The 21,938-nt window shown below is 59.1% G+C and carries 15 protein-coding genes and 1 pseudogene; 8 read left to right on the top strand and 8 right to left on the bottom strand.

Annotation, left to right across the window (positions count from 1 at the left end; all coding sequences use genetic code 11):
* Positions 1-669, top strand: coding sequence for a response regulator transcription factor (locus GOB82_RS10175; protein WP_166122696.1), 669 nt, complete (start codon positions 1-3; stop codon positions 667-669).
* Complete coding sequence (locus GOB82_RS10170) at positions 666-2,288, top strand: sensor histidine kinase (protein WP_166122694.1); 1,623 nt, start codon at positions 666-668, stop codon at positions 2,286-2,288. The genes GOB82_RS10175 and GOB82_RS10170 overlap by 4 nt, the downstream gene beginning before the upstream one ends.
* Here the strand turns inward: GOB82_RS10170 and serS are convergent.
* From serS to GOB82_RS10130, 8 genes and pseudogenes are all read right to left on the bottom strand, one after another.
* Positions 2,258-3,526, bottom strand: coding sequence for a serine--tRNA ligase (serS, locus tag GOB82_RS10165; RefSeq protein ID WP_166122692.1), 1,269 nt, complete (start codon positions 3,524-3,526; stop codon positions 2,258-2,260). The genes GOB82_RS10170 and serS overlap by 31 nt on opposite strands.
* Positions 3,527-3,529: 3 nt before the next feature.
* Positions 3,530-4,357: a twin-arginine translocase subunit TatC gene (gene tatC, locus GOB82_RS10160; RefSeq protein ID WP_166122690.1), complete on the bottom strand. Its 828-nt coding sequence runs from the start codon at positions 4,355-4,357 to the stop codon at positions 3,530-3,532.
* Positions 4,354-5,031, bottom strand: a complete 678-nt coding sequence (gene tatB / locus GOB82_RS10155; RefSeq protein ID WP_166122688.1) for a Sec-independent protein translocase protein TatB — start codon at positions 5,029-5,031, stop codon at positions 4,354-4,356. The genes tatC and tatB overlap by 4 nt, the downstream gene beginning before the upstream one ends.
* Positions 5,032-5,169: 138 nt before the next feature.
* Positions 5,170-6,069 (bottom strand): SMC-Scp complex subunit ScpB, encoded by a 900-nt coding sequence (scpB, locus tag GOB82_RS10150; protein ID WP_338078194.1) that lies wholly within the window; start codon positions 6,067-6,069, stop codon positions 5,170-5,172.
* A 176-nt stretch (positions 6,070-6,245) separates the two neighbouring features.
* Positions 6,246-7,113 (bottom strand): annotated as a pseudogene (locus tag GOB82_RS10145) (segregation and condensation protein A); the annotation flags it as partial.
* Between the two features lie 65 nt (positions 7,114-7,178).
* Positions 7,179-8,261, bottom strand: coding sequence for an SPOR domain-containing protein (locus GOB82_RS10140; RefSeq protein ID WP_166122684.1), 1,083 nt, complete (start codon positions 8,259-8,261; stop codon positions 7,179-7,181).
* The gene (gene argS / locus GOB82_RS10135) at positions 8,261-10,048 is read right to left on the bottom strand and encodes an arginine--tRNA ligase (RefSeq protein ID WP_166122682.1); all 1,788 of its coding nucleotides are present in this window, start codon (positions 10,046-10,048) and stop codon (positions 8,261-8,263) included. The genes GOB82_RS10140 and argS overlap by 1 nt, the downstream gene beginning before the upstream one ends.
* Positions 10,049-10,087: 39 nt before the next feature.
* Positions 10,088-11,257: a deoxyguanosinetriphosphate triphosphohydrolase gene (locus tag GOB82_RS10130; protein ID WP_166122718.1), complete on the bottom strand. Its 1,170-nt coding sequence runs from the start codon at positions 11,255-11,257 to the stop codon at positions 10,088-10,090.
* A gap of 171 nt (positions 11,258-11,428) precedes the next feature.
* On the opposite strand from GOB82_RS10130, the gene GOB82_RS10125 reads away from it, so the two are divergent.
* The 6 genes from GOB82_RS10125 (at position 11,429) to GOB82_RS10100 (ending at position 21,907) form a co-directional block, all read left to right on the top strand.
* Positions 11,429-11,800 carry a HesB/IscA family protein gene (locus tag GOB82_RS10125; RefSeq protein WP_166122681.1) on the top strand — a complete coding sequence of 124 codons (372 nt, stop codon included), beginning with the start codon at positions 11,429-11,431 and terminating at the stop codon, positions 11,798-11,800.
* Positions 11,797-12,579, top strand: a complete 783-nt coding sequence (locus GOB82_RS10120) for an exodeoxyribonuclease III (RefSeq protein WP_166122678.1) — start codon at positions 11,797-11,799, stop codon at positions 12,577-12,579. The genes GOB82_RS10125 and GOB82_RS10120 overlap by 4 nt, the downstream gene beginning before the upstream one ends.
* 81 nt (positions 12,580-12,660) lie before the next feature.
* Positions 12,661-14,013: an amidase gene (locus GOB82_RS10115; protein WP_166122677.1), complete on the top strand. Its 1,353-nt coding sequence runs from the start codon at positions 12,661-12,663 to the stop codon at positions 14,011-14,013.
* 512 nt (positions 14,014-14,525) lie between these two features.
* A complete protein-coding gene (locus GOB82_RS10110) occupies positions 14,526-17,066 on the top strand; it encodes a TonB-dependent receptor domain-containing protein (protein ID WP_166122675.1) in 2,541 nt (846 codons plus the stop codon).
* A 68-nt stretch (positions 17,067-17,134) separates the two neighbouring features.
* Positions 17,135-19,057, top strand: coding sequence for a CocE/NonD family hydrolase (locus tag GOB82_RS10105; protein ID WP_166122674.1), 1,923 nt, complete (start codon positions 17,135-17,137; stop codon positions 19,055-19,057).
* A 462-nt stretch (positions 19,058-19,519) separates the two neighbouring features.
* A complete protein-coding gene (locus GOB82_RS10100; protein ID WP_166122673.1) occupies positions 19,520-21,907 on the top strand; it encodes a TonB-dependent receptor in 2,388 nt (795 codons plus the stop codon).
* The last annotated feature ends 31 nt before the right edge of the window (positions 21,908-21,938 follow it).

Here is a 21,938-nt window from a genome sequence, read left to right as displayed (position 1 = left end):
ATGCGCATCCTGATCATGGAAGATGAACCCCATCTTGGAGCTGCCGTACAGGAACGGGTGCGGCAGGCAGGCCACACGGTGGACTGGTTCACCACGCTGGAGGATGGCCGCGCAGCCCTTGCGGCGGTGCATTACGATGTGCTCCTGCTGGACCTTGGTCTGCCCGATGGCAGCGGGCGCACCCTGCTGCGGGAAATCCGCCAGACCAGTTCCCCGCTGGCGGTGCTGGTCACCACAGCGGAAGATCAGGTGAGTGACCGCATTGCCGGTCTTTCCGAAGGCGCGGATGACTATCTGGCCAAACCCTATGATCTGGATGAGTTGGTGGCCCGCATTGCCGCCGTAAGCCGCCGCTACCGCCCTCTGGTTGATAACCGGCTGAGAGTGGGCGATATCGATATTGATCTCGAGCGCACCCGTCTGACGCGCAACGGGCAGGTGATTGATCTGACAGCGCGGGAGTGGGCTCTGGTGGAACTGCTGGCCCGCCGCCCCGGCGCCATCTGCTCCCGCGAGCGGATAGAAGATGCGCTCTATACTCTGGAAGAAGAAGTGGGCAGCAACACCATAGAAGTGTTTGTCAGCCGGGTTCGCAAAAAGCTGGGGGCGGATATTATCCGCACCGTGCGCGGGCGCGGATACTGCCTTGAACAGCCGCCTGCCTCATGACCCCCGCCCAGCCCCCTTCCCCGCTCCCGCCCGAAAAACCGGCTCCCCCCTGGCGGCTGGCCACGCGCCTGATCCGTGGCGTGACAGGTGTTGTGGCAGGCTGCCTCGCCATTGTCAGCCTGACAACAGCGGGTTTCACACAATACGAAATTACCGAACGGCTGGATGACTCCCTTCAGGAAGTAGGGGAACGGCTCCAGTTCGCCGTGCTGGCCCTGAACCAACAGGGGCCGGGGCAGGATGTGGCGCATCTGTCTGATATCAAGCCCACATCCCTCGCCTACCAGATTACCGATGCGGCGGGGCATGTCCTTCTCCGCTCTTCCAACGCGCCGGCAACGCGCTTTACCGTGCCCTTGTCCGGCGGGTTTTACATGCTGCCGCAGTTCCGGGTGTATGTTACACCCGCCGCACAGGCCGACCGGTTCATTATGGTGGGGGAACCCCGCCTGCACCGCACACAGGCAACACATCGCGCCATCCTGATTGCCGTACTCCCTATTATCGGCTCCGTGCCGTGTATCTGGCTGCTGGTGATCTGGATTGTGCGGCGGGGGCTGCGCCCGCTTGTGCGCCTGCAGGATGAAATCAGGGAACGCGGCAGCGGCAACCTCAAGCCCGTACCGGATCTGGCTTTGCCAATCGAGCTTTCCACCATCCAGATGGCCGTCAACTCACTTCTGGAGCGGCTGCATAAAGCCCTTTCCGCAGAGCGCGCCTTTGCGGCCAACGCCGCGCATGAACTCCGCAACCCCATCGCAGCCCTGCTGGCACAGGCCCAGATGCTGCGCGCCTCAACGCTGCAAGCCCTGTCCGCCCCGACCATGCCGGACAACACGGAAACCTCAGCACTTCCCCCGCCCGCTGAAGACCGCGAAAAAACCCTCGAACGAGTGGATACGCTGATCAGCCAGAGCCACCGCCTGAGCCGCACGGTTGAAAAACTGCTCCAGCTCTCCCGCGCCGTGGCTGGCACAGCCCTGCGGCGTGACCGCTTTGATCTACTCTCCGTCCTGCATGTGGTTGCGGATGAGCTGGACCGGCCGGACCTCTCCTGCCCGCGCATCCAGATTGAAACCGGTGCTCTGAAAAAGCTGGATGTGCTGGGAGATCTGGACGCCGCAGGCATCCTGTTCCGCAATCTGCTGGAAAATGCCCTGCGGCACAGCCCGCAAGGGTCTGTGGTGCAGGTGCATGTCTCCACCCCTCAGACAAATCCCGCATACTGTGGGGCAGCACCGCTGGCCAGCGCTGGCCAGAAAACCATCGGTCAGAACACTGCCCAGGCTGCCTGTGCGAGCTGCGCTTCTACCTCAGCCTCTACCTCGGCAATGGACCACATTGCCTGTGTCACGATTGAAAATGCCTGCCCGCTCCTTGCCCCGGATCTGCTTGGCCGCCTGCCAGACCCGTTTGTACGCGGGAACCTCGGTACGGAAGGCAGCGGGCTGGGGCTGGCCATTGCCAGAACAATTTCCGGGCAAATGGCCATCCGTATGGATCTGGCCTCTCCCATCCCGGGGCAGGAGGCTGGATTTATGGTGCGACTGACCTTCCAGCAAGCCCCCGGACAAGAGCCGGATGGCGTTCAGCCAATCCGTTCCAGACCACCCATATAAGGCCGCAGCACTTCCGGCACGGTAATGGAGCCATCTTCATTCTGACCGTTTTCCATCACCGCAATAAGCGTACGCCCCACGGCCAGACCGGAACCATTCAGGGTATGGACAAACACCGGAGAACCACCCCCCTGCGGGCGGAACCGGGCGTTCATCCTGCGGGCCTGAAAATCCCGCGTGTTGGAGCAGGAAGAAATTTCACGCCACGCCGCCTGCCCCGGCAGCCATGCTTCCAGATCAAACGTCTTGGCCGCCCCGAACCCGGTATCCCCCGCGCACAGCAGAATCCGGCGATACGGCACGCCCAGCTTTTCGAGAATTTTCTCGGCGCAGCGCGTCATGCGCTCGTGCTCCGCTTCACTCTCTTCCGGCGTGGTGATGGAAACCATTTCCACTTTTTCAAACTGGTGCTGGCGCAGCATACCGCGCACATCCCGCCCGGCGGACCCGGCCTCACTGCGGAAGCACTGGCTGAGAGCCGTCATGCGGCGGGGCAGTGTGGAGGCCTCCAGAATATCCCCCGCGACGGATGCCGTCAGCGGGACTTCCGCTGTCGGGATCAGCCAGCGGCCATCTTCCGTGCGGAAAGACTGGTCGGAGAATTTCGGCAGCTTGTCCGTGCCATACATCGCGGCATCATTCACCAGCACCGGAACCTGTGTTTCCACATAGCCATTCTCATCACTGTGCTGGTCCAGCATGAACTGCCCCAGCGCACGCGCCATACGGGCCAGAGCGCCACGCAGCACCACAAACCGGGCACCGGAGAGCTTGGAGGCCGTGCCAAAATCCATCTGGCCCAGCGCTTCCCCCAGCTCAAAATGCTGGCGTGCGGTAAACGCGAACTCACGGGGCGTGCCCCATACATGCTGCACCACGTTGGCGGTTTCATCCGCGCCATCCGGCACGGAAGGGTCAAGCCGGTTGGGCAGGCTGGCCAGAATGGTGGCGCTCTCCCCCTCCAGATACGCCACACGTTCTTCCAGCGCTTCCATTTCCACACGGATGGCAACGCCTTCAGCTTCCAGTGCGCTGCTTTCTTCACCCGTGCGCTTCAGAATGCCGATTTCACGCGCCAGCGTTTTCCGGCGGGCCTGCTTTTCCTGCAGGGCTGTCTGGGCCTGCCGCCGCTCCTCATCCCATGAGAGAAGCTGCTGCGCGACAGGGGCCAGCCCGCGGCGGGCAAGATCAGCATCAAAAGCGGCAGGGTCTGCCCGCAGGGCGCGGATATCATGCATGGATCAGGAAGCCTCTTCCTCTGGAGTGGTCTCTTCAGACAGCGGGGCGGGCTTTGTTTTTGGCTCAACAAGCCGCGCTGCAAGAATGGAAATTTCGTAAAGAAGGACCAGCGGAACCGCCAGCCCTATCTGCGTGATGACATCCGGCGGCATCAGGATGGCGGCAATCACGAACGCCCCCACAATGGCATAGCGGCGGAAGCGCCTGAGCATGGCGGCAGTCACAATCCCCACGCGCGCAAGCAGTGTCAGCACCACAGGCAGTTCAAACGCGACCCCAAACGCCATGATCAGCTTCATGACCAGCGAGAGATATTCAGACACCTTGGCCTGAAGCTCGATCTGCACGCCGCCTGTGCTGCCCGGCGTCTGGAAAGACAGGAAGAACCGCCAGGCAATGGGGAAAATGAAATAATAGGCCAGAGCCGCCCCCAGCAGGAACAGGATGGGCGTTGCAATCAGGAACGGGGCAAAGGCCCGTTTTTCCGAGCGGTACAGGCCGGGCGCAATAAAAATCCAGGCCTGCATGGCAATAATGGGGAAAGACAGAAAAGCGGCCCCGAAGAACGCTACCCGGATATAGGTAAAAAAGGCTTCATACAGCGCCGTGTAAATCAGATGCGGCTGCTCCCCCTGCTGCCGCATGATCTCGCCCAGAGGCCGGGCCAGAAAGAGGTAGATATCCCCCGCAAAGTGGTAACACAGCGCAAAGCACACCAGAAACGCCGCACCGGACCACAGCAACCTGCGGCGCAGTTCAAGCAGATGGTCAATCAGCGGCATGGGCTGATCGTGAATGGGGTCATTCTGCAGGGGTTCGTTCTCCATCATAGTCCGTGCCCGGCCCCGGCACCCTCACCACCCTGCGCAGGTGTTTCCGCACCGGGCTGCCCCGGCACGGCTGGCCCCGGTGCGACCCGGCGTTGCCCGTGCATCAGCCGCACGGGGGGTAAAATAGCGGGCGGGAACATCCGCGCACGTTCCTGCACAATGCGCCGCACATGCGCAGGGGGCAGTTCCGCCGGGGCATCAACCACCTCATCTTCAACAAGCGGATTGAGTTCGGCATAGGACTCAGCCCCTCCCACAGCAGGGGGCAGGCTTGGAAGGCCCACACTGCGCTCTTCCAGCATGGCGGTGGACCCACCCGTCGCCCCTGAAAACTCCGCCGAACGCTTTGGCGCATCCAGCGCACGGGGGCCAGCGGGGCGGACACCGGGCGGTTCCTCAAAAGACCGCGCCAGCGTGCCATCTCCATCAATGGCTTTCATGATGCGGCCGCGCACGTTCAGGTTCCGCAGATCCCGCACATGGTCCCGCACTTCAGAAAGATCGGCCTCACGCACCATCTCATCCACATGAGACTGGAACTCGCTTGCCATCTTGCGGGCTTTTTTCACAAACCCCGCCAGACCCTTGATCGCCACAGGCAGGTCTTTCGGGCCGATGACCACCAGGGCCACAGCACCTATCAAAGCAATTTCCGACCAGGCAAAATCAAACATCGGCAGGACCACCCATCAGCACAGCCTGAGGAGCACGAACCACCTCTCCCCCACGCCACATCCTGCGTGCGCAGCCCCCTCTGCCCCCTGTCGGAAAGAACGGGGCAGCAGGATGCACACACAGAGGCCGCAGATCTATCACGACCGCTCCGGCTCGGAAACCACTCCCGCGCCCTCATTGCTCTCTGGCCGGGGTGCGGGTGCCTCATCCTCCACTGGATCCTCTGCCGGGGTCAGATCAGGATCAGCACGCACCTCTTCTGTAAGGGTATCATCTTCCGGCGCGCGCTCTTCTTCCGAATGCGCGCTTCCGGCCTCCTGATCAGCCTCCTGTGCACCGTCCTGCCCCATGGCCTCCTCCGCAGACTGCGCGGATTTTCTGCCCGATGTCAGCGTATCCGGCACATCCACCAGAAGTTCTTCCCGCCGGGGAAGGTCCGAGAGGGCACGCAGGCCGAAATGCCGGAGGAAATCCGGCGTTGTCCCCCACAGCACCGGGCGGCCCGGCACTTCCTTGCGCCCGCGCGGGGCCACAAGAGAGGCTTCAATCAACGTATCCAGCACGGTCTGACCAAGGCTGACACCCCGGATTTCTTCAATTTCCACACGGGTGCAGGGCTGGTGATACGCAATAATGGCCAGCGTTTCCATCACGGCCCGTGGCAGGCGGCGCGGTTTTTCCAGCACACGCGTGAGCGCCGGAGCCAGATCCGGGGCGGTGCGGAACTGCCAGCCTCCGGCCACCTCCACCGGCATCACACCACGCCCGTCATAGCGTGCCACCAGAGCCGCCATAACCGCCGCGACAAACGCCCCCATATCCTCCAGACCATCGGGCACCAGATTTCGGGCTTCCAGCAGTTCCGCCAGACGGCGCAGGCTGACCGGCTCCGTTCCCGCAAAAATCAGCGCTTCCGCCAGCCGCACCGCATCCTCCGGCACAGCAGGCACTGGCCCCGCAGACTGCTCAGCCGAGGCCACCAGCGCCTCTGGCTGCGGGGCCGGGGTGTGCCCGGTCTGGCCGTCCTGCGGCCTCATGTCCGGTTCCTCGTTCATGCGCTCTCCCTGCCAGAACGGAGCGCCTTGCGCCCGGTTCTGTTTTTCTGCTGTGCCGTGCGGGCCGGGTCTTCACCCGTATCCGGGCCTGCCCCACCCTGCGGGTGTGCGCTGGCCTGCCGGGAGACATCCGCACCAGGTTCATGCTCGTCCAACAGTTCGTGCCCGTCCGGCACCTCATGCTCGTCCAGCTCAGAGGCATCGCCCTCATGCGGGCGCAGCATGATCCTGCCGAATGTTTCGTCCTGCCGCAGTTCCAGCCGCCCGCTCTTGGCCAGTTCCAGCCCGGCGATGAGCGTGCCCGCCACAGCTGCGCGCCTCTGCCGCACAGCCTCTTCCCCCACGCCTTCTTCCGGCAGGTGTTCGGGCAGGAACGCGTCCAGACTGTTCCAGCCCGGCGGGGTTTTGCCCAGCAGGCGTGTCAGGCGGGACAGCGCATCCTGCACCGTCCAGAACCGTATGGTGCGGGGGGCATAAATGCGTTTGCGCGCTGTGCGGCGCATGGCCGCCATGTAGGCCCGCATGAGTTGCGGCATGTCCAGCGCAAGACCGGAGCGGTCAATTTCAATCAGTGTTTCGCCCTCGCCTCTGGCAAACACATCACGCCCCAGACGGGGGCGGACATCCAGCCAGCGAGCGAGTTCGGTCATGCAGGCCAGCTCTATCAGCCGTTCCTGCAGAAGTTCGGCAGCGTCTTCCCCCTCCGCCGCAAGCTCATCTTCAGCAGGCAGCAGCAGGCGGGATTTCAGCCAGGCCAGCCAGGCCGCCATAACCAGCCAGTCCGCCGCCAGTTCCAGCCTGACCTTGCGGGCCGATTCCACAACGGCGAGATACTGTTCCACCAGTTGCAGAATGGAAATACGGGCAAGATCAACCTTCTGCGCACGGGCCAGATCCAGCAGTAGATCGAGCGGCCCTTCAAACCCATCCAGTGAGAGCAGGGGGACACGCGGCACGCCGCCTTCCGCCTCAGACACAGGTGGGGCAGCACCAGCCGCCTCTGCCTGATCCGGCAGAGGCCCCGGTGCATTCCTGTCTGGCCCCTCCGGCCTGCTGGAAGACGGCTGTGCGGCATCCATTACTGTCTGCCTTTAATGGACCTGTGTGCAGCCCAGCCCGCGCTCCCGCACAGCACTGCAGAAACTGCGCGTTTCCGCCACAGAGCCAAATCCGCTCACCCGCAGGCGGTAGAACACGGCATTATCGCGCTGCACTTTTTCAATCACCGGTGTGCGGTCCGCAAACAGCGTCGGGTAGTGCGTTTTCAGGCGGCTCCACTCCTGCTGGGCCTGCGCCTCTGTCTGAAGCGCTGCCAGCTGAACACGGAATTTTCCACCTGCTCTGGCAACCGGGGCCGGGGCAGAAGGCTGGGTGGTGCCCGAACTGGTGGCCGGGCTGGCTGGTTCAGCCGCCTCCGGTGCCACCTTTTTGGCCGCAACCTTGGGCGCGGGTTTGCTCGCGGCCGGAACCGCGGGGGCTGCGGCGGGCGCGCTGGCGGCGACATCTCCGGCGGCAGACTCATCCGCAACACCCGTGCTGGAGTCCGGCAGGCTGTCAGGCTGCTGCGTGGCGTCCGTCTGTGCGGTGCCCTCTGGCGTGGCCGGAGTGGCCTGCGCGGCAGTCCCTCCCGGCGCGGCCCCTTCCGGCCCGGCAGACTGCCCGGTAGCCGGAGCTGCTGCAGCTTTGGCCTGATCCGCAGGCTGAGCCGCACTCCCCGGAGCCGGTGCTTCCGTTGCCGCCGTTTTGGCGGCCTGCTGACCATACTGCGCCGCCAGGGCACTCGGGTCAGGCTTTTCCGGCGCGGGCACGGGGTGTGCCTGCCCATCATCCGCTTCCGGCGTGCTCAGGCCATCAACCTGCATCCCACCCGGATCAACCGGCTTGGTGCGCATGGAAACTTCTGGCGGACCCAGCACGGGAATCCCGCTCTGGTGGTGCCCCACCAGCGCCCAGCCGCCAATACCCAGAACCAGCAGGCCACCAAGGCCCGCCGCACCGTAAACCAGCCTGCGGGTTCCGGCATCACTGCTCAGAAGCTGGGCAAGTACGCCGCCCCCCGCTGCCGGGGCAGAGGCCGCGGCGCGGCGCGGCGGCGCGGCGGCATAATCCGTGCTCATGCGTTCCCGCGCACGGTTGATCCGGTCGTCAAAAGACCCTTTATCGTCTTCGTTCATCAGCGCATCTCCTCCACAGGTTCCACACCCATGACAGCAAGCCCGGACCGGATCACTGTTGCTGTTGCAGCAACAAGCGCCAGCCGTGCCCGCGTGGCTTCCGGGGCGTCGGGCTGGAGAAAGCGCAGAGACGCATCATCCCGCCCACGGTTCCACAGCGCGTGGAAATCACCCGCCAGGTCCGCCAGATAGAAGGCCACGCGATGCGGCTCCCGCGCAAGAGCCGCGGCTTCCACCAGCCGAGGCCATTCCGCCATGCGCCGCACCAGAGCCATTTCTGCCTCGGACTCCAGATGGCCCAGCGGCACACCCGCCAGAGCCTCAGCCGTCACGGCACCGTAAGAGCCATCCTCCTGAGCAGACCGCAGAACGGAGCGGCACCGCGCATGGGCATACTGCACGTAAAAGACCGGGTTATCGCGCTTCTGCGCCACAACCAGATCCAGATCAAACTCCATCTGGGCATCGCTCTTGCGCGTGAGCATGGTGAAGCGCACGGCATCCTTGCCCACTTCATCAATCAGGTCGCGCAGCGTGACAAACGTGCCCGCACGCTTGGACATCCGGACCGGCTGGCCATCACGCAGGATATGCACGATCTGGCACAGCACCACTTCCAGCGGCACGGTATCGTGCGTCACCGCGCGGACGGCGGCTTTCATGCGTTTGACATACCCGCCATGGTCCGCCCCCCACACATCCACCATCATCTGCGCGCCACGGGCCACCTTGTCTGCATGGCAGCCGATATCATTGGCGAAGTAGGTGTTCGTGCCGTCCGATTTCCGCATCGGGCGGTCCACATCATCACCAAACTGCGTGGAGCGGAACAGGAGCTGCTCGCGCTCTTCCCAGTCCTCCGGCAGCTTGCCTTTGGGGGGCTCAAGCACGCCTTCATACAGCAGGCCCTGCTTGTTCAGCGTTTCGATGGCTGCATCGGTCACGCCATCACGCAGCACCTGCGCCTCGGATGTGAAAACATCCTGATGCACGCCCAGCGCCGCCAGATCCTCCTTGATGGCTGCAAGCATCTGCGCCACGGCAAATTCGCGCACGGTATCAAGCCATGTCAGTTCCGGGGCGGGCAGCGCGCCGGGTTCCGCCAGATTATCGCCGTACTGCTCAACCAGAGCCTCACCCACCGGAATCAGATAGTCACCGCGATATTGCAGGCCGGTGGGGGTCAGGGCGTCAAACGCCTCCTCCGTCACCGTGGTGCCCAGCGCCTGCAGGTAGCGCCAGTATACGGCCCATGCCAGCGCCTTCACCTGCGCCCCGGCATCATTGATGTAGAATTCCTTGGTGACGGCAAATCCCGCCTTGGCCATCAGGTTGGCCAGCGCATCCCCCACCACGGCCCCGCGGCAATGGCCGACATGCATCGGGCCGGTGGGGTTGGCGGAAACATATTCCACATTCACGCGCAGCCCGGCGCCAGCGTTGGACTCGCCATAGCGCTCACCCGCCTTCAGCACTGCCGGCAGTGTGGCGCGCAGCACGTCCGGTGTCAGCGTCATGTTCACAAAGCCCGGCCCGGCGGCGGAAACACGGGCCACGCCCTCAACCTTTTCCAGCGCGGTTACAAGCTCCGCCGCAATATCAGCCGGCTTGCGGCCAGCCACCTTGGCCAGCAGCAGCGCCGCGTTGGTCGCCATATCTCCATGGGAGAGGTCACGCGCAGGGGTAACCTCCACGCGCGCCAGCGTTTCTTCCGGCACCTCAGGCAGCATTTCCCGCACGGCGGCCAGGACGTGGTGACGATAACGCTGGAACAAACAGTCTGACATGAACTCAAGATCCCAAAAGAAAGCGACAGAACCGCGTTTTCAGCCCGCTATGGACAGATCAGTCAACCGGCGATGTTCTTCCATCGCGTATCGATCCGTCATTGAGGCAACATAATCGGCCACAGTGCGCCGTAATCCGGCCTCATCCCCCGCCAGTGCGGGTTCGCGCCAGCTATCCGGCAGCAGCCTGGGCGACTCCACCAGAATGGTGAACAGTTCCTCTGTCACACGCTTCGCCTTGTACGTCATGCGGTTGACCCGCCAGTGGCGATAAAGCTTTGCGAACAGGAATTTCCTGATCCCCTTGTTGGCCTCCGCCATGCCGGGGCTGAACGCCACAACCGGCTCAGACGCCTGACGGATGTCCTCCACACTCTGAGGAGCCAGTTCGGCCAGCCGCCTGCGGGAGCACACCAGCACATCCGTTGTCAGGGCGTGAATAACCCGCCGCACCATTTCATGCCGGATACGCTGCTGCGTGTGCGGCGTGCCGGAGGGAAGATCAGCCGCCAGCCTGCGGGCCTCGCTCAGCGCTTCCCCCACCAGCGGAACATCCACCAGATCATCCAGCGAGAGCAGGCCGGATTTCACACCATCATCCAGATCATGCCCATGATAGGCGATATCATCGGCCAGTGCGGCCACCTGCGCTTCCGCCGAGGCATAGGTTCCAAGGTCCAGAGGCCACTGCGCATCCACCTCCCGCAGGCGGGCGGAGGGGTTACGCACCGGCCCGTTATGTTTGGCCAGCCCTTCCAGTGTTTCCCATGTCAGGTTCAGACCATCAAACGCCAGATAGCGCCGCTCCAGCAAGGTCACCTGCCGCAGCGCCTGCGTGTTATGGTCAAACCCGCCCCAGGGCTGCATCAGGGCGGCCACGGCTTCTTCCCCCGCATGGCCAAACGGCGTGTGCCCCAGATCATGCGCCAGCGCCACGGCCTCGGTCAGATCCTCATCCAGCCGCAAATACCGCGCCATGGAGCGTGCAACCTGCGCCACCTCCAGAGAATGGGTCAGCCGGGTGCGGAAAAAATCCCCTTCATGATTGATGAAGACCTGCGTTTTATACTGCAGGCGGCGGAACCCGGAGGAATGCACCACACGGTCCCGGTCACGCTGCCAGGGCGAGCGGGTGAGAGATTCCTCCTCCGCATGCAAGCGGCGGCCACGCCCCGGCGCCATCTGCACGGCATAGGGGGCGAGAGACATCTGTGCGGCGGCCTGTAATCCCATCACTCTTCCGGTCCTGCTCCTCTGACGCAGGCCGTGAGACGCCACACACCCGCATACGCCCCATACATTAGGCGATTGCGTGAAAATTGACCATGCATCCCCCTGCTGCCCCTTCAAACCGGGCCCGACACACGCTATCTGAAAAGCATGACCCAGCCCCTGCCCTTCTCTGTCTCCGATGCCGCAGCCGCGCGCATTGCCCGTGTGATTGCCACACGCACCGCTTCCGCTCCCGCGGAAGGAAAGGCTCCGCCCGCCGCCCTGCGCGTGGCGGTGGAAGCCGGGGGGTGCAATGGCTTTCAGTATCAGTTCCGACTGATTGACAAGACAGACATCGCGCCAGACGACATCCTGCTGGAAAAGGACGATGCTCTGGTTGTGGTTGACCCCGTCAGTCTGGACCTGCTGGCCGGTGCGGAACTGGATTTTGCGGACAAGCTGATGGGCGCGCATTTTACGGTCAACAACCCCAATGCGGCGTCTTCCTGCGGGTGCGGCACAAGCTTTTCCGTCGCATGAAAATCGCAAGCTGGAACGTCAACTCCGTCCGTCAGCGGCAGGACCTGATTCTGGACTGGCTGCACCGCAACACACCAGATGTGCTGATGCTGCAGGAAATCAAATGCGAGACAGAGCAGTTCCCTGCTGAAGCCTTCCGCGCCGCCGGGTATGAATGTGCGGTTGTGGGGCAGAAATCCTATAACGGGGTCGCCACTCTGGTGCGGGGTGCATTTGAAACCACCACAGATCACCTCCCCGGCTTTGAAAATCCGGCAGCCCGTTATGTTGAAATCCGCACGCAGGGCATCACGCTGGGGAACCTCTATCTGCCCAATGGCAACTCCGGCGGGGAAGAAGGCTATGCGACCAAGCTGGCCTTTTTTGACGCCCTCGCCCGCCGAGCCAAAGCTTTTCTGACTACCGAAACCGATTTCGTGCTGGCCGGAGACTATAACGTCTGCCCCACAGCGGAAGATTGCGCCCCCGGCGCACTTGGCCCGGACGATGCCCTTGTCCGCCCCGAAAGCCGGGCTGCCTGGCGGCGGCTGTTATGGCTGGGGCTGACTGACGCCCTGCGCGCCCTGCACCCGAGCGGCACCGCCTATACATTCTGGGATTATCAGGCAGGAGCCTGGCAGCGTGACTGCGGCCTGCGGATTGACCACGCCCTGCTTTCCCCCCGCGTGGCCGAACGGCTGATAACGGCTTGGCCCGACAGGGAAGAACGTGCGCTGGAACGTCCTTCAGACCATGTCCCCCTGATTGTTACCCTGAAAGACCTGCCTGCCACAGCCTGAGAGCAGACACGCGACAAACCCCGGCCCGCAGCACGCCGGAACGCTGAAGCAGGCCGTAAAACAAACCGGAGTCCCCTCGCCATGAGTGCTGCCCCTCTCTCCCTTCTCTCCATGGCGCAGGCTCTGGCAGACGGCACGCTCCGCAGCCGGGATCTGGTGGAACAGGCGCTGCACCGCATTGCGGACCCGAATGGTGAAGGGGCCCGCACATTTGTCGCCGTTCATGCCGCCTCAGCCCGGGCGGCTGCGGATGAGAGCGACCGCCAGCGCAAACAGGGCCTTCCGGTTCCTCCTCTTTCAGGCGTGCCTGTTTCCATCAAAGACCTGCTTGATGAAGCCGGGTCTGTCACCCGCGCGGGGTCCCGTGTTCTGGAGCAGGCCGCCCCTGCAACACAGGACGCCCCGGCCGTTGCCAACCTGCGCAAAGCCGGGCTGATTTCGGTTGGCCGCACCAACATGACCGAATTTGCGTTCTCGGGTGTTGGCATCAACCCGCATACCGGCACCCCCGCAAACCCGTGGGACCGCCAGAACCGCCGCATTCCGGGCGGGTCTTCCTCCGGGGCCGCCATTTCCGTAAGTGATGGCATGGCCGCCATCGGCATTGGCAGTGACACTGGCGGCTCCTGCCGTATTCCCGCCGCCCTGAACGGGCTTGTGGGATACAAACCTACTGCCTCCCGCATTTCCACAGCAGGCACCGTCCCGCTCTCTTTCACGCTGGACTCCATTGGCAGTCTGGGCCGCACGGTCTCCTGTTGCCGCGCTGCGGATCAGGCTTTGTCCGGCCAAGCCATCACCCTGCACAACGCCACACTGCCCAACGCGCCGCGTCTGGGTGTTCTGCGCACCTATGTGACGGAAGGTCTGGATGACACTGTCACCCGGACCTATGCACAGGCCCTGCGCAGGCTGGAGCAGGCTGGTGCCGTTCTGAAGGATCTCTCCTTCCCGGAACTGGATACCCTTCCCGAAATCAACGCGCTGGGCGGCTTCCCTGCGCCGGAATCTCTCACCTGGCACGCCCGGCTGATTGAAGAGCATGCAGATCTGTATGACCCCTTTGTTCTGAAGCGGATTTTGCGCGGCAAGGAACAAACTGCCGTGAACTACATCACGCTCAGACTGCGCCGCAGCGCACTCATCAAAAAAGCCGCTGAAATACTTGATCAGTACGATGCAGTGCTGATGCCCACTGCCCCCATTATCGCACCCCGTATCGACGCCTTGCAGGACGACAAAACCTACACCGCCACCAATCTCCTGCTCCTGCGTAACCCGACCATCACCAATTTTCTTGACCGCTGCGCCATCAGCCTGCCCTGCCACGAACACGGCTCGGCACCGGTAGGGCTCATGGCAATGGGGCACCCTCTTGGAGACGAGCACCTGTTTGGCATCGCAAGCTGGATGGAAGCGGCTCTCTGTCAGTAAGAAAGGCAGGGGAAGGGAAAATTACAGAACTTCAGGGGTTTTCAAAGCCGTATCTCGAATCACGGACTTTCAGAAATACAGAACGCACCGAAGGATCAAGGACAATCGGGAGTCCTTACACCTTCTGCTTGCTCCCTCCCCGGCCCGTTGCCCGCCCTTGAACAGGGCAACCCCGCGTTAGCCCCGCATGCACGCCGCCTTGTTATCCGCCTCAAAACAGCGCATGCAACGGCCCACGGCTCTGGCAGGCAGGCACTTGATACCCGGCCGAACGCTCGATGAACGAGGCAGCCCTTTTCTGTAGGCCGCTTCATTCCCCAATTTTATTGATCGCCATACATATTCCGCCCTTAACGCAAGGTTATCGGACGCCTCTCTATTTTGAGATTGACATAGTACGTTGCGATTTAACAACATGGCCTACGGCGCAAGGGCTCTCATGCTCGGCTCCCGGCTGACCCAGCAAGGTTTGGACACCATAGTTCGTTACGTTAATGAAAGGGGTTTCTTAGATGCGTCACCACTGTCAAACACTCTGCGCCCATTATAGCAGGGCCGTTTTGCTGTTTGGCACAGCACTCGCAAGCCTTCTCGTTATTCCCGACGCATCAGCCGCGGCCTCCCTGCATGGAGCCAAGAACTCGCTCAAGACGCCCATCCGGGCCAAACACCGCAAAAGCCTTTCTTCCGCGCCTGCCAGTGCCCTGCCCGCCGGCGCCGTGCATGCCGCAGCGCCGCGCCCCCACCATTCCGGCCCGCTGCACAGCAAAGAGAGCGAGGAAATAAACGTCAGCACACGCCGCATCGCCAGCCGAGGTGCGGAAGTTGCCGTGTCACGCAAGGTCATGGATCGCTTTGTTGAGGGCACCAACCCCATGCAGATCCTGGCCCAGACCACACCTGGTGCCAACTTCACATCAACAGATGCATTCGGCCTTGATACATACGGAAACACCTTCTTCATGCGTGGGTTCACGCAAATGCAGATTGGCGCAACACTGGATGGCATCCCATTGGGAACACAGGGTTTCACCAACAACAACGGTGTTTCCATCACACAGGCTATGATTCAGGATGACATCGGCGGGATGACAATGTCTCAGGGAGCCGGCGCGCTGGACTCCTTCTCCGCCCAGAACCTTGGTGGCGCGATGACATATGTCTCATCAGACCCAAAGGACAAGGCCGGTGGCAAAATCAGCCAGACATTCGGCAGTTATAACGCATTCCGCACCTATGGCCGTGCTGACAGCGGAATTCTGAATTCCACAGGAACAAAATTCTACGCCTCCTTCGCACGCACAAAAACAGACCTGTGGAAAGGGCAAGGCTACCAAAGCGAATTGCAGGCGGATGCAAAAGTTGTCCAGCCCCTTGGCAGCCGCGGGAAAGTCACTGCCTTTTTTGGTTATGGGAACTTCGCCCAAGGCAACTATCTGACCATGACCAAAAACATGTGGAGAACAATGGGGCCGAACTCCACATATTTGAAACCCGATTATGATAAGGCAAAACTCTGGGCGTATTATGCACAATATACGTCTGACGTCCCGCCAGGATACCAGGGTCGCCTCTCCAATGATGAAATTGGCGATTATGCGTGGGATTCCTCACAACTCCAGCGCACCTACCTTTCCTCAATCAACACGCATTACGATCTTTTTGATAAAGTAAAGTCTGACACCGTCCTTTATGGAAACGTCAGCAGCGGGCTGTACGGTGGCACCAACAACTTTGTCACGTCTCCGACCTATGGCACACCTGAACTCCTTCCAGATGGCACCGTAACAGGTGTTCCCATGGCGCTCTCCATGGCGCATGCCGTCATGCGTCGTCTCGGCGGCACCCAGAAATTCACCATAGAAGCACCGCACCACAACCGGATTGAAACGGGCGTGTGGTATGAAAACAACCATTGGATTTACAATCAGAGACTCTATGAAGATGGTCTGAACTCTGGCCATAACTGGCTCTCTGATTTCAAACAGGGCACCGGGCATACCTGGTTCAATGACTCCTATAACACCAATACGTTCCAGTTTTTCCTTCAGGACCGCTGGACAATCATTCCCGGTATGAATCTGCAGGCGGGCTTCAAATCCCTCACCCAGACAACACATGGCGGAACAAAGGATGATTACACGCAGCAGTTAACCGCAGAAGGATGGAATACGTATTATCGCCATGCGGCCAATGGCACACTAACAGCCTCCGCAGCGTTCCTGCCCCACATTAACTTTGATTATCACTTTCTCAATCATCATGAGTTCTACTTTGATATTGCAGAAAATATGCGTGCCTATGACTATTATTCCCAGACATCAAGCAGCACCCCGTGGGGCGGGTTGGGCAACTCCAGACACACGGCCCAACAGGTGTTTGATACCAACAAGAGCATTCTCCGCCCTGAACGGACATGGAATTACGTCACAGGGTATCGATATGACACAAGCCTGTATTCAATATCGGCTGACTTTTATCATACCGATTATTACAACCGCGTTGCCGCCATTACGGAAGGAAGCGCAAACAACGCAAACAGTGCTTTCCTGAACGTCGGGAAAGAAAGCGTGAACGGTGCGGACGTCATGGGGACAATCCGCCCGGTGGAAGGGCTTGAAATTACAAACAGCTTCAGCTGGAACGATGCCCAATATCAAAGCCGCTCCATCAATTATGGTGGGACATCATACGATATCAAAGGGAAGCATCAGGTCTACTATCCAAAGTTCATGTATAAGGCGAACCTGAATTATACATACAAACGGGCCATGTTTAACTTCAACGTCAACTATATCAGTTCACGCCCGATGACCTATCTGAATGATGAAAGCATTCCGGCTTACTGGGTTGCCAACACGAACTTTGCCTATAATTTTGGGAAAATTGGCTTTACGCAGAATCTCAAAACAACTTTTGGGATAACCAATCTGTTCAACGCAAACTATATTGGCGGCGTCTATGGTGCTGCATCCGTGCAGGGTGACGATAACGCCAACCTGTTTGTCGCAGCGCCACGGCAATTCTTTGGGACACTCACCGCCGAGTTCTAAAAAATCAACCGACATGGGCCGGGCACAGGGCATGTGTCCGGCTTTCCATATTCTCACCCAAGGCCATTATGAAAAAAAGCTCTGCTCTTCTCGCACTTCTTCTGACAGCAAGCATGCCCGCTCATGCACAGCAGGCAGGCAAGGCTGATGGCATATTTCAGGATATGCCTGAGAAATTTGTCTTAAAAGATCAGGATTTTGATTTTGTCCGAAAAGACATCATGATCCCCATGCGAGACGGAGTAAAATTACATACAGTTGTTCTGATCCCTAAAAATGCACACAACGCCGCCATTCTTCTAACCCGCACCCCTTACAATGCCGACCACATGACCTCTCTGGCAGAAAGCGGAACCATGACCTCCGTCCTGCAAGGGTATGACAATATGCCTGATGTCATTGCTGATGGTGGCTATATTCGGGTTATTCAGGATGTACGCGGCAAATATGGGTCAGAAGGCCGCTACGTCATGAATCATCCCATGCGTGGTCCATTAAATTCCACAAAAGTTGATCACAGCACAGATACATGGGACACCATTGAATGGCTCATTCACAACATTCCTGAAAGCAACGGGAAAGTTGGCATTATTGGTGTCTCCTATGATGGTTATACCGCTCTCACGACTTTGATTCACCCTCACCCAGCCCTGAAAGTTTCGGTGCCCATGAATCCCATGGTAGATGGATGGATGGGAGATGACTGGTTCCATAATGGCGCCTTCCGGGAGGAAATGCTTCCCTATATCTACAATCAGGATGCAACACCCAAAAACACACTCAAGTGGTGGAGCAGAGATTATGATAACTACCAGCTTTTCCTGAACGGTGTTTCCGCAGGTTCCATCGCCAGAGCCCACGGCATGGAGCAAATCGGCTTTTTCCGCCAAATTCTGGCGCATCCCGCTTATGATGACTGGTGGCAGTCTCAGGCGCTGGACCGCATTCTCCCCAAAGAAGGCCTTACCGTCCCGACACTTCTTGTCCACAGCCTATGGGACCAGGAAGATAATTACGGCGCGATCGCGCTCTACTATGCCCTGCAGAAAGTTCCCGCTTCACAACCCGACCTCTGGCTGGCCATGGGCCCATGGAATCATGGGGGAGAAATCAAAGAGGCCAGCACACTTGGCCCCGTGAAGCTGCGTTCCGATACAGGCTTATATTTTCGCAAGAAAATTCTGGAACCGTTCCTCGCTCATTATCTGAAAGACAGCTCAATCCCTCTTCCCGCCCGTGTCACCGCGTTCCGCACCGGGACAAATGAATGGGAGAGCATGCCTGCACTCTCGCCGCAGGACTGCACAACAGAGTGCACCGTCCTCCAGCTTGCTACCCATCATGGCCTGACCCTCAACCCCACCACAAAAGATGCCGAAACAGTACAGTATGTGTCCGACCCCGAGCACCCCGTTCCTTATGTGCAGAGGCCGGTCATCTCAAAAAATCTTCCCGGCTCGGAATGGCAATGGTGGCTGGCGAGTGACCAGCGCAATGCGGCATCGCGGCCAGATGTCGCGTCCTTTACATCCCAGACACTGACAAAAGCCGTTTCCATAACCGGCCAGCCGCTTGTGCATCTCACCGCCTCATCAACCGGCACAGACGGAGATTTTGTGATCAAACTGATTGACGTTTATCCCGATGAGGTCCCCGATCAACCGGAAATGGGCGGCTACCAGTTAATGATCAGCGCAGATATCCTGCGTGGCCGCTACAGAAACAGTTTTGCACATCCGGAAGCTATTCCCGCCAATACACCGCAGACCTATCGCATGAGGCTGCCCATTGTGCACCACACGTTCCTGCCCGGTCACAAGATCATGATACAGATCCAGTCCAGTTGGTTCCCGCTCTATGACCGTAACCCGCAGACATATGTTGACAGCATTTTTAACGCCACACCTGACGCCTACAAACCTGCAACAATCAGTATCGATACCGCAGGAAGCTGGCTTCAGGTGCATCAGACGTCACCGAGCCCTCTTTAGAGGGCATTATAAACGCATGTTCTGATCATAACGCCGCCCGAAACCTGCAGGAAAAACTCTGGTATCGCCCATAACGGTGCCAGCAGTTCCAGGGTCCAGAACGCGTATGCGAAGCTCATCATCCAGTGCCCGCACCGTCTCTGAAGGCGACGCTGCACAATTCGCACCACAAAACACCCCAATACTCCACAAGAAGGCGATCATCCTTCAAACATAACCTTAGAATTCATAGCGAATTCAGAATGAGAAGATTTTTTATCTACTCTAACGCATTAAAAATAATAAATGATATTTCCAAAAAAACAATTCGCAGATTTCTTTTACACACAAATATTTAATTTCATAATTTTGTAATTTTCCTTTCACAAAACCACAACAAGACACTCCGTTGTCAGAAACATAGTCTCGCCGCGACATCACAATCCCGCGCAGGGAGCCTTTTCATATGAGGAATCACGTTGCATGAAACGGAGTAGACTTCTCCTTCTTACAACCTGTTTGAGTTCTTTGTTTCTTTCCAACGCGCACGCTCAAACTGCTGCAACGCCTACTCAGGCCGGCACGCAACAGACCAGCACCAAGGCAGCAAAGAAAGGCAAAACTGCTTCTGCTGTAAAAAAAGCAAAAGTGACTTCTGTCCAGGCTAATCAGGCAGAATCCATTGTTGTACTCGGGGCTGGTGCAGCGCGTGAGACACAGAAACTCTCCCATATGGCTCTTCAGCAGGTCGCACCCGGCACCAGTCCGCTCAAGACCCTCTCCAAGCTGCCGGGGGTCATGTTTACGTCATCAGATCCGTTAGGGTCTTATGAATGGTCACAGCAAATCATTATCCGTGGTTTTGATCAAAGCCGTCTGGGCTTTACCATGGACGGTATTCCACTTGGTAACCTTGCCTATGCCAACGATAACGGCCTTGCCATTGGCCGCGCGCTCCAGACAGAAAACAACGGCGCGGCGACACTGGCACAAGGCGCTGGGTCTGTCGGTGTTGCTGCCTCCAACGACCTCGGCGGGGCGCTTGAATTCACCTCCATAGACCCAACCAAGAAATTCGGTGTGGATGTTGCCGCCACAGGTGGGTCCCATGGCACATGGCGCACCTTTGCCCGCGTTAACACCGGCATACTCCCCGGTGGCGGGCGTATGTATATGTCCTATGACTATCAGGACGCCAACAAGTGGAAAGGTACCGGAATCCAGCAGCAGCAGCAGGCAAACGCCAAGCTTGTGCAGCCTCTGGGTGACAGGGTGAAACTGACCGTGTTTGGAGACTACAGCCAGCGCGCGGAAAACGATTATCAGGATATTTCCAAAGAGCAGATTCGCACAATTGGATATAATCTCGACAATATTACAAATAATTACGGGCTCGCAAAAGATATTGCGAGAGCCTACCAGAACAACACGCCCTTCCCTGCCGGCATCAAGGATCAGGACCAGTCTTACTATAACTCTGCCGGTCTGCGTAAAGACGTGCTGGGATATGGAAAACTCGATTTCAAGTTGACAGACCACCTGAAGGGTTTTGCAACAATTTACGGTCACACCAATACAGGTCAGGGTATTTACGCAACACCGTATACTGCAACACCTGCCGAACTCGGCGGTTCCCCGATTTCAGTTCGCACCACTGAATATGACATTCATCGCGAAGGGTTTATTGGCAGTCTGTCTTACGAAATCGGACATCACACGATTGAAGGGGGTTTCTGGTTCGAAAACAACAATTTTGAACAGGCGCGCCGCTTCTATCCGCTGAGTGAAGATGGATATACCGGTAGTTCTGTTCACTGGTTCCACAACAACGCGTTTGAAACCCAGTGGCAGAGTGCTTTCAATACGAAAACCTATCAGTTCCACCTTCAGGATACCTGGCAGATTATCCCGGCATTGAAGCTGAACTACGGCTTCAAGTCTCTGGTAGTTGATAACCATGGCCGCCAGTTGCAGGGCAACTCTATGGGCGTACCAACGGATACCAATACCTATGCCGGTGGTTCCATCACATCCGCCAATGGCTTCCTGCCGCAGATTGGCGCCAACTATCGCCTGAGCCGCCACCACGAAATCTTTGCTGATTTCGCACGGAACATGGCTGCTTTTGACAACTCCTCAACCGGTGCAACCAGCCCGTTCGCCATGACCACAGCAGCTTATGCTTCGGCCAGAAACTCATTGCGCCCGGAGATGTCCTACAGTGAGGAAATCGGCTACCGCTATCATGACCGCCACATTCAGGCTTCTCTGACCGGTTACTACGTTGAATTCCAAAACAGACTGCTCTCCATTACACCAAACGCAACCAACAACGTGCAGGGTATCCCCAGCATTCTGGTCAATGGTGGCGGCGTTACAGCCCGCGGTATTGATGCCGCATTCAATTACCACTTCACAGATAGCTGGTCCTTGTATGTCTCTTACGCATACAACCAGTCCACCTATAACAACGACCTGACAACAGGTGGCATAACCTACAACACTCAAGGCAAAAGCGTTGTTGCCATGCCACGGAACCTGGCCAACGTTCAGATCAGCTATGATGATGGCTCGATCTGGGGTAACTTCGGCATGCAGTATCAGGGCCGACGCACTTACACCTACACGAACGATCAGTGGGTCAATCCCAACGATATCTTTAACCTTAACGTTGGGTACCGCTTCCACAGCACCAACTGGGCCCTGCGCGGTCTGGATGCCCAGATTAACGTCACCAACCTGTTTGATAAACGCTATGTCGCCACAGTCGGCAGCGCGGGCTTCCGCCCGACCGACCCAACTGGCAGCCTTCAGACCCTTCAGGCCGGTGCACCGCGCATGGTCTTCTTTACTGTGCGCAAACACTTCTAAAAGGGCACTGTCTTTTTTCGCCTCATAATAC

This window comes from Acetobacter farinalis, from assembly GCF_011516935.1.
Taxonomy (GTDB): domain Bacteria; phylum Pseudomonadota; class Alphaproteobacteria; order Acetobacterales; family Acetobacteraceae; genus Acetobacter; species Acetobacter farinalis.
Note: the sequence above shows the minus strand (reverse complement) of the source record. Positions and strands in the feature narration are given on the sequence as shown.

Excerpts from the sequence above, each read along its gene's own strand:
- tatC (WP_166122690.1), bottom strand. The coding sequence starts at position 4,357 with ATGATGGAGAACGAACCCCTGCAGAATGACCCCATTCACGATCAGCCC.
- tatB (WP_166122688.1), bottom strand. The coding sequence starts at position 5,031 with ATGTTTGATTTTGCCTGGTCGGAAATTGCTTTGATAGGTGCTGTGGCC.
- GOB82_RS10125 (WP_166122681.1), top strand. The coding sequence starts at position 11,429 with ATGACCCAGCCCCTGCCCTTCTCTGTCTCCGATGCCGCAGCCGCGCGC.
- GOB82_RS10105 (WP_166122674.1), top strand. The coding sequence starts at position 17,135 with ATGAAAAAAAGCTCTGCTCTTCTCGCACTTCTTCTGACAGCAAGCATG.
- argS (WP_166122682.1), bottom strand. The coding sequence starts at position 10,048 with ATGTCAGACTGTTTGTTCCAGCGTTATCGTCACCACGTCCTGGCCGCC.
- GOB82_RS10110 (WP_166122675.1), top strand. The coding sequence starts at position 14,526 with ATGCGTCACCACTGTCAAACACTCTGCGCCCATTATAGCAGGGCCGTT.
- GOB82_RS10175 (WP_166122696.1), top strand. The coding sequence starts at position 1 with ATGCGCATCCTGATCATGGAAGATGAACCCCATCTTGGAGCTGCCGTA.
- GOB82_RS10130 (WP_166122718.1), bottom strand. The coding sequence starts at position 11,257 with ATGTCTCTCGCCCCCTATGCCGTGCAGATGGCGCCGGGGCGTGGCCGC.
- GOB82_RS10120 (WP_166122678.1), top strand. The coding sequence starts at position 11,797 with ATGAAAATCGCAAGCTGGAACGTCAACTCCGTCCGTCAGCGGCAGGAC.
- GOB82_RS10170 (WP_166122694.1), top strand. The coding sequence starts at position 666 with ATGACCCCCGCCCAGCCCCCTTCCCCGCTCCCGCCCGAAAAACCGGCT.
- scpB (WP_338078194.1), bottom strand. The coding sequence starts at position 6,069 with ATGAGGCCGCAGGACGGCCAGACCGGGCACACCCCGGCCCCGCAGCCA.
- serS (WP_166122692.1), bottom strand. The coding sequence starts at position 3,526 with ATGCATGATATCCGCGCCCTGCGGGCAGACCCTGCCGCTTTTGATGCT.
- GOB82_RS10140 (WP_166122684.1), bottom strand. The coding sequence starts at position 8,261 with ATGAACGAAGACGATAAAGGGTCTTTTGACGACCGGATCAACCGTGCG.
- GOB82_RS10115 (WP_166122677.1), top strand. The coding sequence starts at position 12,661 with ATGAGTGCTGCCCCTCTCTCCCTTCTCTCCATGGCGCAGGCTCTGGCA.
- GOB82_RS10100 (WP_166122673.1), top strand. The coding sequence starts at position 19,520 with ATGAAACGGAGTAGACTTCTCCTTCTTACAACCTGTTTGAGTTCTTTG.